Raw genomic sequence first — 13187 nt, forward strand, 5'->3', positions numbered from 1 at the left:
TCCAAGTCTGTGCTCGATAAATCACATACGCGATCTCCAAATCCACTGACCATCACGGGTCGACATGAAACTGTGCTGTCGAAGTTCCTTTCTATCGGCCCCACCCATGAGTGGTATGGAACGGATCGAGTTGTCCAACCACGCGTTCGAGGGAGACAACAACGCCTACCTGTTCGACGACGGGCCGGAGACGGCGCTGGTCGATACGGGCGACTGGCTGGAGGGCTCTGAAGGCCAACTCCGCCAGGAACTGACTGATCGGGGGATCGAATTTTCGGACATCGACCGGATCTTTCTGACACACTGGCACGGCGACCACATCGGACTGGCGAGCGCGATCCAGGCCGCAGGGGATGCGACAGTATACATCCACAGTGCCGACGCGCCGCTGGTCGCCGGTGACGAAGATGCGTGGGCGGAGATGTACGACCGACAGGAACGGTACTTCGATCAGTGGGCTATCCCGAAAGACAAACAGGAGGTCCTGTTCGAGTTGTTGGACGGCGAACCCTACACGGAGAACCCGCCGACAGTGACACCAATCGAGGACGGAGACACGTTCACGATCAACGGCATCGAACTCGAAGCGGTCCACGCGCCCGGCCACGCGGCGGGGCTGTGCATGTACGAGGCCGACATCGACGGCAGCAGCGAGGTGTTCACCGGCGACGCGCTGCTCCCGCAGTACACGCCAAACGTCGGCGGCGCAGACATCCGCGTCGACCGGCCACTCGCGAAGTATCTCGACACCCTCGGTGACATTGCCGAGGCCGATTACGACCGGGCGTGGCCGGGCCACCGCGACCCCATCGACGACCCGACCGCCCGGGCAGAGCATATCATGCACCACCACGAGGAGCGATCCTGGCGGGTGCTGGACGCGCTGCGGCGACTCGGTCCATCTGATGTCTGGACGGTGAGCGCAGATCTGTTCGGCGACCTCGAACACATCCACATCCTCCACGGGCCCGGCGAATCCTACGCCCACCTCGAACATCTCGGGCGGGATGGACTGGTCGAACAGGAGGGCAACGAGTATCGACTGGCCGACGGTGTCGAGGCGGAACTCGACGCACTCGACGAGCAGCGCTGGCCGCTTGTCTGATTCGACGCTCGTACCCGAATGGTAAAGCAGTTCCTGGCCGAAGAGAAGTACAATGACCCGTTCGGAGTCGGTTTCTCGCCGTGAATATTTCAAGTGGCTGGTGTCTGTTGGCGGAACTGCAGCGCTCGCAGCGTGTCTCGACGCCCAGAACGAAGCGCCGGGTGAGGAGTCTGTGCCGATCCCGAAAGGCGATCCGAGCGAGCGACCCGACCGCCAGCACGCGTGGAACGACGCTCTGGAAACCGACGATGCCGGTAATTATCGGCTGCCGACCCACCACGTACTGGTGGCGTTCAATCTACTCGACGATCCGACAGCCGACGATGCAGACACCGTCGAATCGGCCTTGCGTTCGATAGAGTCAGCGTACGGCTACGACTCGGACGGACTCCTCTTTACCGTCGGCTACGGACCGTCGTACTTCGAGCGTCTCAGCGCTGACTCGCCGATTCCCGAACCGAGGGCACTGACAAGCATCGAGGATCCCGTCTTCGACGAGTTCGACGGGCTGATCCACCTCGCCAGCGACAAGCCGGACGTAGTGCTCGAAGCCGAGTCAGCGCTGTTTGGCGAGCTTTCGAAACCGAACGGCGTCGAGATGGATGCGACGCTCAACGGAATCGTCGAGCGGGCCGACCCGCGTCGGACCGGCTTTCTCGGGACCGGTCAACCGGCCGCACACGCCGACGAGATTGGCGGCCTGCCCGACGGAATATCCGAGGAGACGCCGGCGTTCATGGGCTTCAAATCGGGTTTTCAGTCCAGTCAGGCCCCCGAAGATCGGGTTACACTCCAGTCGGGCCCGTACGCCGGTGGGACCACGACGCACCTCGAAACCCTGGATATACAGCTTCGAGCGTGGTTCACCCAGGAGGACCACTGGCTGCGTGTCGCAAAGACGTTCAGCCCGGAACACGCCGCGGAGGGGACAGTCGGAGAGACAGGCGAGAAACTCGATACGGCGACGGGGGCCGCGGAGGCGGCCGAACAGACTGCGTCGGATGCCCGGACTGAAGGGGTCGTCGGCCACGCACAGAAGACCGCCCGCGCCCGCGACGAGGACGGGACAGCGCCGCTGTTGCGCCGGGACTTCAACACGACCGACCGCGACGTGCCCGGGTTGCACTTTCTGGCACACCAGCGAACCATCGACGACTACGTTCGGGTTCGACAGGCGATGGCCGGCGAGGATATCGACGGCGTTGGCCAGCGAGTCAACAACGGCCTGTTACAGTACATCTTCGTCGTGCGGCGAGGGAACTTCCTCGTGCCGCCGCGGTCCAAGCGGTCCTTGCCGGGCATCGGAGAAGCGTAATCGGAGACTCAGACAGTGATCGTCACGTCGGACATCTCCAGGAACGCGGACTCGTAGCCGGCGTGTCGGGCGGTCTGCGGTGGGGCGTCGATGCTGATCGTAATCGTATCCCCAGTCTCGACTCCATCGATCGGACGGCGATAGTGGTAGTCACGGCTCGGATCGATCGTGGGTGTCAACGAGCCCTCGGTGACGGTCTGACCATCGCGTTCGATGCGCGCCGACAGCGACATGAGCGGCAACACGAAGCGGTTGAACGGCGTCCGCGGCGAAACCACGAGCGACGAGTCATCCGCAAAGACCAGAAAGTCAGCGTCGCCGCTGGTGGCCCGTCCGAGCAGGCGACCGGGGATCTCGCTCGGTCGCGGCGCGAACGACAGTGGGTGTCTCGACATCTGCATCGGCGGGACAGCGGCGTGCGTGCCGCGCTTGTTGATTTTCTCTGTCCCGCTAATGTTGTAGTTTCGTTTCGAGAGCTGGAAATTGTACTCGAAGCTCACCGAGTCAATCCCCTCGAAACTTCCCTGGAGGCCACCGCGCTTTTGCAGCGACGGGCTGCCGATATCGACAGTGATCGTATGTTCGCCCCACTCTTCGAGCGTGAAGTTATCGCCGAAGTGAAATCCCATTTTCTGGCTGAGCATCGGCCACAGCGCCTTCTGAATGGGGGACGATCCGTCCCGCTCGACGGAGACACGAAGCCCAGAGGCAATCGGGAAGACCGTCTCTGTGTCGGTGTCCCAGACTGACGCCATGATGTGAACGGCATCATTCCGATCCGTGAGGTCGATTCGATTTCGACGAGAGCCGGCGACTGTCCAGAACTGCGTGGGAAACGCATACGAGAGCCCCACGGTAAGTGAGCCGGATTGGGCGAAGCCGATCATCTCCATTCCGCCGTCGTGACCGGTGTGATAAACTTCGCCGTCCCGTCGCCACGGCGGGCCGGGTTCGACCTCCGGTGAGGGAGAACCCGCAGAGAGACAGCCAGCCAGCGACGCGAGGCCGGCGGCACCGCCAATCTCCAGAAATACTCGGCGTCTCATAGCTACTTATAGGGCAAAACGCGGTTAACCGTTCTGGTGTAGCCCTCGAAGGCCAAACTCACTCCGGGCTGACCAGCGACGCCTCGTCAGGGACGACTTCCCTGTCGAGTTCCTCGACGACTTGCTCTAGAACGGGCACCATGTTCTCGGTATCTTCCTGGTTGTACTCGATGAGTCGCTCCAGTGCGCCGTCGGCACCGCGTTCGTGTTCGTGCCAGAGGCGGACGGCTTCCCGGCCGTCCACGTCGGGCAGTTCCCGGCCGATCCCGAGTTCGCGTTCGATCTCGCTCAGCCCGCCAGAGAGGCCGACTTTCCGACAGGTCGGCATCAGATCGATATGCGGCAGATCGAGGTCGAGATCGAAGGCGTATTCGAGAAACGGGATGTCGAATCGGGCACCGTTGAACGTCACCACCAGCCCAGCGTCCTCGAAGACGCCGAGCAGATCATCGCGCGTCAGATCGTCACCGCGGACGAGCGTTTGGGTCTGACCGTTCTGATGGACGGAAACCGTCGTGACGACGTTCGAACGCTTATCGAGTCCCGTCGTCTCGATATCGAAAAAGCAGGCCTGCTCACGGAACGTCTCGTAGAGTCGCCAGCGCGATCCGGTCGGGAACGACTGCGCGAAATAGGAGACGTTGTCGTCGTCCAGTGCCCGGCGCCCCCCCTCGATGAACGACTCGATTCGGTCCGCCCGGGTCGGCCCGACACCCTCACAGTCGTGATCGAACTCCGTCCAGTGAGTGACTCCCTGTGTCCAGAGACGGCGCTCGATGGTCTCGCCGATCCCCTCTGCTCCGAGAAAGCTGTTCTCGACTCGCACAGGTCTACTGTGTGAGCGGCCGGATTAACCGTTTCGATCAGCGACTGGACTCTCCGTGCGGGTCCGGGCGTGTCGATCTGCGAGCACCGACGACAGGAGTGTCCGTTCGGCTTTGCGGAGATGTTCGTGCAGCGTCGCACGGCTGATCTCCAGTTCCTCGGCTAGCTCCTCGTTGGTAATCTTCCGCGGCCAGTCGTAGTACCCCCGCGAGAGGGCTTCGCGGACGACTTCGCGCTGGCGGTCCGTGACCTGTGACTCGCTTTGTTCCTCGAACTCCGTGAGTGTGCCGAGCGTGACGGTCCCGAACGCTTCGAGGTCACTGATGATTGCCTTGAGATCCTGCCGCCGGAAGACCAGCACATGATACTCGCGCTGGCGACCAGAAATCGTGTTCGACCGGCGCAGCGTCCCGTGGTTCTGGTAGATCGCAGAGTACGCGCCACAGGACGGTTTCGTGACGAGCAGGTTCTCCTCGTCGAGTTTCGCGACGTGTTCGACGTGGTCGGCCGCGTCGAGTTCGGAGTGGAACCGGTCGGTGTGCGAGCCAGATCGCAGGACGAAAGTCACCAGTCCGTCCTGAATCTCCTCGATTTCGATCGGTACTGGCTCCGGGAGGTCGGCGGTCAGCCGGCGGAGGATGCAGTCGCGGTCCTGCGTGAAATGAATGGTTGCGGTAAACATGCTCCCCCTTAGACAGAGACACGCAAGCGGAGAGCAAAAAACCACACCCCGAGAAACGGTTCGAGCGACCCGCAGATCAGGCGTTGACGCGTTCGAGATACTGCGTCACGACAATCTGGCCAGTCGAAGTGAGTATCGGGGCGTGTTCACCCGACTCGACCAGCCCCTTCTCGTGGAGTGCGTGCAGCAGTTTCCGGATCTGATCCGGGTCCGTTCCGAGTACGCTCGCGAGAGAAACCTGCCGGTCTCCGGTGGAGTAAAGCGTCGTCAGCAGTTCGGTTTCTGCCTCGGACAGTGAGAGCTCACGGAGTGTGGCCATCTGCTTGTCGTACTCTCGACGGAGATACCGTCCGAGCACCGAGAGCGTTCGGGCCGAGTCGGTCGCCGCGACCGTCGTGATGGTGTCGCCGGTCCGGACGTGATCGACGACGACCACGGACCGGTCCAGTCCGTCGATCGTCCGCTGCTCGCGGCTGAAATCGATCACGCCGTCGAGCGCGACGACGACGGGCCCGCGTCCCGTCTCGAAGGTGAGTCGCTCGCGTTCGACGGCGAGAACGGCACTGCGGAACCCGGCGTCGAGCACGCGCCCGCCGAGTTTGGCCGGGTGTTTGATCGTGGCGTGGGTGCCGTTCAGAATCGTCTTGAACAGAATCGTAGTGAACTTCCGGACAGTCGGTTCGTCTGTTGCGATCAGCGCGACTTCCTTCCCGCCGGCCCGCTCGAAGGCGACTGTCACGGGTGTTCCGGGCAGCGGGTCGAACAGTTGCGGGACGGAACCGGTTCGAATGTCGAATACCGCCGACAGCGGGATCGCTAACTGTTCGTCGGCCGTCGCCGCCAAGACGAGTTGATCCTTGCGGAGGACGAGACGGCCCGTCGTCGGCGTCTCGATGCCGTCGGCTTCGACGGCGAACTGGGCCGTGAAGTCTGCGAGGACCGACGACATGCTCTGAACTGGCCTATCGGACAGGACCTTCTTTAGCCTTACTACGGAGCGAAAAGAGGCCTCGCAGGAGATCCGATGGCCATCCGCGAGGATAGCCGCCCTTCCGTTCCTGCACAGCGGGATATATACAGCCAACAGGTGTTGGGAGTACTATTAGGCCTGTTTCGACCGTGTGAATACACGGTACGATATAGCATGACACACAATCTCGGCGTCGACGTCGGTGGCACGTTCACCGACGTCATCGTCTTCGATCAGGAGACACACGAACTGACCATCGACAAGGTGCTCTCGACGCCAGCGAACCCCTCAGAGGGAGTCATCGCGGGCGTCGAGGAGGCGGTTGCGAAGGCCGATGCTTCGGTGAGCGACCTCGACCTGCTCTTTCACGGGACGACGGTCGTCACGAATATGCTGCTCGAAGAGACCGGCTCGCGGGTCGGCTTGCTCACCACGGAGGGCCACGAGGACATCCTCCATCTGGCGCGGGCGTGGACGCCCGGTCCGCTGTACGGCTGGATGGACATGGAGAAGCCGGATCCGCTGGCTGATCTGGTCGACACGCGGGGGATCGCGGGGACGATCAGTTCACCGGACGGCGAGGAGACCGAACGGCTCGACGAGGCTGCGGTCAGAGAGGCCGTGCGCGAACTCGACGAGTCGGGTGTCGAGTCGCTGACCGTCGCACTGTTGAACTCCTATCTCAACCCGACCCACGAGCAGCGAGTCCGGGAGATCGTCGAGGAGGAGACTGACGATCTGCCAGTCTCGATCTCTTCGGAGATCGTGCCGGAGTACGGCGAGTACGAGCGAACGCTGACAACAGTCATCAACGACTACGCGCGTCCGACAGTCATCGAGTATCTCGACGACCTCGACGAGTCGCTCGCGGACATTGGCTCGGAGGCGACCATGAACGTTGTGCGGTCGGATGGGGGGCTGATGAGTTCCGAGGCTGCCACGGAGCGACCAGTCGATCTCGCGCTGTCGGGGCCGAGCGGCGGCGTCGTCGGCGCGGCGACCATCGCCCAGAAGAAGGGTGTTCCGGACGTATTGACACTGGACATGGGCGGTACGTCGACAGACGTGTCGCTGGTCGAAGATGGCACGCCGGAGACGAGTCGAGAGACGAAGGTCGGCTACCGGGAGTTCAAGTCTCGGTCTGTCGACGTGAACACGGTCGGGGCCGGCGGCGGCTCGATCGCACGCGTCCAGTTGAGCGGCGCGTTACAGGTCGGGCCGGAGAGTTCCGGTGCCGATCCGGGGCCGGCCTGTTACGGACAGGGCGGCGAACAGCCCACAGTCACGGACGCAAACGTCGTCCTCGGCCGCATCCCGCCGAACGTCGAACTCGGCGGGAAGATGGAACTGGACCGGGAGGCCGCCCGCGAAGCCGTCGCGACGATTGCCGACGAGCGCGACAGCACGGTCGAGGAGGCCGCACAGGCTATTTTAGACATCGTCAACGAGAACATGCACGGCGCGCTCCGTGTGGTGTCGGTCGAACGAGGGTACGACCCCCGGGAGTTCGGACTGGTCGCCTTCGGCGGTGCCGGGCCGATGCACGCTAACGCGCTGGCGGATATCATGGGCGCGTATCCGCTGATCATCCCGCCAGGACCGGGTGTCATGTCCGCCTTCGGCTTCCTGACCTCGGACATCCAAAACGAGTTCTCCGAAACCTATCTGGAGACCGATCAGGATGTGGAGGGAGCAGATGTCCACGACCAACTCAAGACGCTCGAAGCCGAGGCCAGCGAGTGGCTGGCTGGCGAGGGCGTCCCCGAATCTGACCGCGAGTTCGAGTACTTCGCGGAGTGTCGATACTTCCGGCAGGATATCCAGATGTCCATCCCGGTCGATATCGAGAATCTGACCGAGACCGGATTAGGCGAGATTAAAGACGACTTCGAGGCCAGACACGACCAGCGGTTCGGCTTCTCGCTGGACGCGCCGCTGGAGATTGCGAACCTGCGAGTCATCGGCAAGGGTATGCTAGAAGGCGTCACTATCGAGGAGACCGAACCCGGGGATCCTGACCCGTCGGCCGCCGAAATCGACGCAAACGACGTGTACTTCGACGGCGAGTACTACGAGACGCCGACCTACGACCGGACCGAACTGCGACCGGGCAACGAACTCGCTGGGCCGGCCATCGTCACCGACGACGACTCGACGGTCGTCGTCCAGCCGAATCACACCGCGATAATCGACCGCTACGGAAACATCGAAATCACCCGAGGTGACGCACAATGAGCACCGAAACACCCGACTTCGTCGGCGAGCACGATATCGACCGGACCACACTCGATATCATCGAGAGCACACTCGCGAACACTCGCGACGAGATGGATCGAGTCGTCGAGACGACGGCGATCAGCCCCGTCATCCGCGAGCAGTCCGACCAGTTCCCGCTGATCGCCGATCCGCAGGGCCGGATGGTGATGGGACAGTTCGGCTCCGCCATCGACGAGATTATCGAGAACTCCCCCTTCGAGCGCGACGACCTCGAAGACGGCGACGTGATCGCCACGAACGACCCCTACGCCTGCGCTGGCGCAGTCTCGCACACGCCGGACATGCTGCTCCTTCGGCCCATCTTCTACGACGACGACCTGGTGGGCTTCTCCAGTCAGTGGGGTAACCTGATGGACGTCGGCGGGAAGACGCCGGGCAGCATGCCCGTCCAGGCCCGCACCATCTTCGAGGAGGGGATGCGCCTGCCGCCGGTCAAGTTATACAAGGCCGGCGAGTTCGACAGCGAACTCCTCCAGACGTTCGCGCACAACACCCGCCTGCCCGAACACGCCGAGGCGGATATCAAGGCACTGGCGGCAGGAACCAAGGCCGCCGAGAAGCGCATCCACGAACTCTGTGACCGCTTTGGCAAGGAGACCTACCTCGAAGGATGTGACGCCATCCTCGACCGCACCCGCGACGGGATGATCGACCTGATCCACGAGTTCATCCCCGAGGGCGAACGATACACCTTCGTCGATTATGTCGACGACGACGGGATGGGTAACGGGCCGATCAAACTCAAACTCGAAATCTACCGCGAGGGCGAGACGGTCTATCTCGACTGGAGCGGCACCGACGGCCAGGTCGAGGGCACGGTGAACTTCCTCTTGAACGAGGAGATGTTCAAGATGTTCACCGGCGTGTTCCTGATCATGGCCTTCGATCCCCTCCTCACGTTCAACGACGGCTACTACGATCTGTTCGAGGTGAATCTGCCGAAGGGGTCGGTCGTCCAGCCAGAGTTCCCGGCCGCACTCGGCAATCGCCTGCCGATGATGGCTCGGCAGTTCGACGTGCTGCAGGCGACGTTCTCGAAGCTCATCGACGGCTTCTCGGTGGCGGGGAGTTACGGCACCTCGCCGAATCTCGTCTACGCGGGGACGGACTCGGAGGGCAACGACTTTCAGATGCTCGAAATCCTCTACGGCGGGATTCCGGCCCGACCCGGCGGCGACGGCCTCGACGGCCACTCCTGGTGGCCGCTGTTCAGGACCGTGCCGGCGGAGTACCAGGAAGCGTACTACCCGCTGACCATCGAGGAGTACAGCACCCGCGAGGACACCGGCGGAGCCGGGCAGTTCCGCGGCGGCCACGGCATCACGAAAGTCTACACCTTCGAGGAACCCGGCGCGATCACGTTCCAAGACGACCGCGCGCACACCTACCCGTGGGGCGTCGAGGGCGGCAAACACGCCCAGACCAGCGAGAAGAAACTGATCCGCGCCGACGGCACCGAGGAAGAATTACCCTCGAAGGTCGAAAATGTCGCCGTCCAACCTGGCGACAAGCTGCTGTTCAGAACCGCCGGCGGTGGCGGTCTCGGCGACCCGCTCGAACGCGACCCCGAGGTCGTGGCGACAGAGGTCGACCGCGGACTGATCAGCGAAGACGCCGCTCGCGAGGAGTACGGCGTCGTCCTCTCGGGTGGATCGGTCGACGAGTCGGCGACGAAAGACCGCCGGAGCGAGATCCGCGAGAATCGCGGCGAACCCGAGGCCTTCGACTACGGGCCGATGCCGAATGAGGAGGACCTCGCCGAAACCATCGCCGCGGAACGCGACGAGTTCGAGGATCGACACAACTGAGCCATGGACTGGCCATACGACCCCGACGAGGATAGCGGGCCCGACCAGTTCGGCGAGTCGGTCGGACTCGGCGACCGGCCCGCGCTGCTCGTCGTCGATCTCATCAACGCTTTCACCGATCCCTCGACGGGACTCGGCTCGGAGGTCGGCGACGTGCTCGACGAGACAGAGCGCCTGCTCGCGGCCTTCCGGGAGCAGGATCTCCCGCGGTATTTCACGACGGTCGCCTATCAGGACTCCTACGGCGACGCCGGACGGTTCGTCGAGAAAGTGCCGGCGCTGAAAGAGTTGCGTCAGGGGACAGAAGCCGTCGAGGTCGACGAGCAGATCGCACCGGAAAACGACGAGCGCGTGATTCTGAAGAAGTACGCGAGTGCGTTCTACGGAACTGATCTCGAAACAGAGTTGACCACCCACCGGGTAGATACGCTCGTGCTCGCCGGTGTGACCACCAGCGGCTGTATCCGCGCGACGGCCGTCGACAGCCTCCAGCACGGCTATCGGACAATCGTACCAGAAGATGCCGTCGGCGACCGCGAAGAAGGCCCGCACCGGGCGAATCTCTACGACATCAACGCCAAGTACGGTGATGTCGTCACGACCAGCGACGTGATCGACTATCTCGACGATGATTAGGACTATACCACAGATGGCGGCAGGCATCGACAGCGAGCAATCAGCAGGCAAAATGAGAGAGGGACAGCGATGACCGAATCCGGCGCACAAATCAGAAGCCATCTCGCAGGCGACGACCTGCTCGTCTGTCCCGGCGTCCACGATCCGATGACGGCCGCCGCGGCCGATGCCGTCGGCTTCGACGCCATCTATATGACCGGCTACGGCACCTCGCTGTCACAGACCGGCTACCCGGACGCGGGGCTGGTCACCATGCCAGAGATGATCGACAACGCCGCGAACATTCAGGAACGGAGCAGCGTGCCGCTGATCGCCGACGCCGACAACGGCTACGGCAACGCCACCAACGTCATCCGGACAGTTCGAGAGTACATCAAAGCCGGCGTCGGCGCGATACACATCGAAGACCAGACCTTCCCCAAACGCTGCGGGCACACGAAAGGCCGGCAGGTTATCGGCCGCGAGGAAGCGGTCGGAAAGATTGCCGCGGCGGCGGACGTGCGCGACGACCGCGGCGAGGACTTCGTTCTGATCGCCCGAACCGACGCCCGCGGGACCGGCGACGGCTCGCTCGACGAAGCAATCGTCCGCGTCAACGACTTCCTCGACGCGGGCGCTGACGTGGCCTTCGTCGAGGGACCGACCGACGGCGGCGAACTGCAGCGCGTCGGTCGGGAGGTCGACGGCCCGCTCGTCTACAACTTCGTTGGGGACATTGGGAGTTCACCATACGTCGAGTTGGACTCCCTGCGGGAGTGGGGCTTCGATCTGGTCATCTTTCCCATCGCCGCGACGCTGTCGACTATCGCGAACGTCTACGCCGACATGGCCGCCTTCGCCGAGGATCCCGTGGCGGCGATGCGATCGATCGACGACCGATTCGCCGAACAGCCAGTCGGCAGCCTCCACGAGTTTTCGGGCTTCCCAGAGGTCGTCGAGTGGGAGCGGCAGTATCTCCCCGAGGAGGAACAGGAGAAATACGAGGGCTCGCTGGGCGACGAGGTCGACGGGGAGTGAGAGAGCCGCGATTCGGCCGCTCCGGGTCCTTTCGCATCCCTTTTACAGATCGATCTGTTATGTTGTTCTGAATGATTTCGAAGGGCTGTGAACAGTGTGCCGAGGGTGGCAAGATGGTACTCTTTGTCTACGGCTACTGTGACCAGCGCGACTGTTTCTACTGCCCGCTCGGCGAGAACCGCAAGAACGTCACCGACGTCTACGCCAACGAGCGCGAAGTGACCGACGACCAGGATATCATCGACGAGGCCAAGCGAATGGACGCGATGGGGTCGTCGATCACCGGCGGCGAACCGCAGGAAGTCCTCGAACGGACCTGCCGGTACATCGAACTGCTGAAAGACGAATTCGGCGAGGACCACCACACGCACCTCTACACCGGCATCACCGGCGGCCGGGAGAACATGCGCCGCCTCGCCGAGGCGGGACTGGACGAGATTCGCTTCCACCCGCCGTTTGAGCTGTGGGGCGAGATGCACGGTACCGAGTGGGAGGAGATCCTCCACATCGCACGCGACGAAGGCCTCACGCCCGCCTTCGAGATTCCGGGCATCCGCGCCGAAGAGGAGTTCCTGGAGTTCCTCGACGAGGGTGCTGCCGAGTTCTGTAATATAAACGAGTTCGAGATGAGCGACGGGAACTTCCGGCGGATGCAGGAGGAAGGCTACGAACTCAAAGACGGTCACATGAGCGCCGTCGAAGGAAGCCACGAGATTCTGGAGACGATGGGTGACCACGAGAAGGTCTACTTCTGTACCTCGGTGTTCAAAGACGCCGCCCAGCACCGGAATCGCCTCAAACGGATGGCGACGAACATCCGCCGCCCCTTCGACGAGGTGACCGACGACGGCACGCTCGTCTACGGCAAGACGTGGGTGTCGAGCGACCGACTCGACGAACTCGGCGTGCCGACCGACTATTACTCGACGAAAAGCGAGCACATCGAACTCGCGTGGTGGTTGCTTGAGGAGATGATCGAGGAAGGCGACCTCGACGAGGGCGAAATCGTCGAACAGTATCCGACCGTCGAGGGGACTGTCGTCGAACGAACGCCGCTGGCCTGAGCGATGTATCTCTCACACCCCGTCCGGCGGATGCGCGAGGATCCCATCGAGGACGAGGAGGTCGAACTAATCGTGACCGCTGAAGACGAGCAGGAGCGACGCGACCTCGAAACAGAGATCGAAGGCGTGGATGGCTCCGTCGAAGAGCCCCTCCAGTTCGGCGCGCTCCGCGTCGAAATCGAGCAGGAACGCATCGACGACCTCTGTGGCCTCGATGGGATCGAATCTGTCGAGACCGAACACGCCGTCGGCATGGGTGGCGACGCAGGCGAGGATGTCGAGGAACTCGGAGAGTGAATTAGAGTCCCCGAAAGACGACGAGAACCGCGAATCCGATTACTACCAGTTGCCCGCTGCCAAGAGACAGTCGGCACTGATCGAACGTAGCCAAAGGGGAAAGAGCGTGTGACAAGAAGAGGGTAAGACCCTCTATGTGAAACAG

General features: G+C 62.7%; 12 protein-coding genes. 8 read left to right on the forward strand and 4 right to left on the reverse strand.

The window, feature by feature from the left end; genetic code table 11:
* The first annotated feature begins 115 nt into the window (after positions 1 to 115).
* Complete coding sequence (locus tag V8P86_RS02360) at positions 116 to 1105, forward strand: MBL fold metallo-hydrolase (protein ID WP_336325634.1); 990 nt, start codon at positions 116 to 118, stop codon at positions 1103 to 1105.
* A gap of 52 nt (positions 1106 to 1157) precedes the next feature.
* The gene (locus tag V8P86_RS02365; protein WP_336325635.1) at positions 1158 to 2420 is read left to right on the forward strand and encodes a DUF7405 family protein; all 1263 of its coding nucleotides are present in this window, start codon (positions 1158 to 1160) and stop codon (positions 2418 to 2420) included.
* 8 nt (positions 2421 to 2428) lie between these two features.
* Here the strand turns inward: V8P86_RS02365 and V8P86_RS02370 are convergent, their stop codons facing one another.
* The 4 genes from V8P86_RS02370 to V8P86_RS02385 form a co-directional block, all read right to left on the reverse strand.
* The gene (locus V8P86_RS02370; protein WP_336325636.1) at positions 2429 to 3466 is read right to left on the reverse strand and encodes a DUF7350 domain-containing protein; all 1038 of its coding nucleotides are present in this window, start codon (positions 3464 to 3466) and stop codon (positions 2429 to 2431) included.
* Between the two features lie 58 nt (positions 3467 to 3524).
* Complete coding sequence (locus V8P86_RS02375; protein ID WP_336325637.1) at positions 3525 to 4292, reverse strand: ribonuclease H-like domain-containing protein; 768 nt, start codon at positions 4290 to 4292, stop codon at positions 3525 to 3527.
* 24 nt (positions 4293 to 4316) lie between these two features.
* On the reverse strand, positions 4317 to 4973 hold the full coding sequence (locus V8P86_RS02380; RefSeq protein WP_336325638.1) for a helix-turn-helix domain-containing protein: 657 nt from the start codon (positions 4971 to 4973) through the stop codon (positions 4317 to 4319).
* Between the two features lie 76 nt (positions 4974 to 5049).
* On the reverse strand, positions 5050 to 5922 hold the full coding sequence (locus tag V8P86_RS02385; RefSeq protein ID WP_336325639.1) for a CheF family chemotaxis protein: 873 nt from the start codon (positions 5920 to 5922) through the stop codon (positions 5050 to 5052).
* Positions 5923 to 6117: 195 nt separating this feature from the next.
* On the opposite strand from V8P86_RS02385, the gene V8P86_RS02390 reads away from it, so the two are divergent.
* The 6 genes from V8P86_RS02390 to V8P86_RS02415 all read left to right on the forward strand — a co-directional run bounded on the left by V8P86_RS02390 (position 6118) and on the right by V8P86_RS02415 (position 13042).
* Positions 6118 to 8178: a hydantoinase/oxoprolinase family protein gene (locus V8P86_RS02390; RefSeq protein ID WP_336325640.1), complete on the forward strand. Its 2061-nt coding sequence runs from the start codon at positions 6118 to 6120 to the stop codon at positions 8176 to 8178.
* A complete protein-coding gene (locus tag V8P86_RS02395) occupies positions 8175 to 10028 on the forward strand; it encodes a hydantoinase B/oxoprolinase family protein (protein ID WP_336325641.1) in 1854 nt (617 codons plus the stop codon). The genes V8P86_RS02390 and V8P86_RS02395 overlap by 4 nt, the downstream gene beginning before the upstream one ends.
* Positions 10029 to 10031: 3 nt before the next feature.
* On the forward strand, positions 10032 to 10664 hold the full coding sequence (locus V8P86_RS02400) for an isochorismatase family protein (RefSeq protein WP_336325642.1): 633 nt from the start codon (positions 10032 to 10034) through the stop codon (positions 10662 to 10664).
* Between the two features lie 69 nt (positions 10665 to 10733).
* Complete coding sequence (locus V8P86_RS02405; RefSeq protein WP_336325643.1) at positions 10734 to 11681, forward strand: isocitrate lyase/PEP mutase family protein; 948 nt, start codon at positions 10734 to 10736, stop codon at positions 11679 to 11681.
* Between the two features lie 71 nt (positions 11682 to 11752).
* Positions 11753 to 12745, forward strand: a complete 993-nt coding sequence (locus tag V8P86_RS02410) for a radical SAM protein (RefSeq protein WP_336325644.1) — start codon at positions 11753 to 11755, stop codon at positions 12743 to 12745.
* A 3-nt stretch (positions 12746 to 12748) separates the two neighbouring features.
* Positions 12749 to 13042, forward strand: a complete 294-nt coding sequence (locus V8P86_RS02415) for a hypothetical protein (protein WP_336325645.1) — start codon at positions 12749 to 12751, stop codon at positions 13040 to 13042.
* Positions 13043 to 13187: the final 145 nt, after the last annotated feature.

It is taken from the genome of Halovenus anhuiensis (genome assembly GCF_037080055.1).
In the GTDB taxonomy this organism is placed as follows: domain Archaea; phylum Halobacteriota; class Halobacteria; order Halobacteriales; family Haloarculaceae; genus Halovenus.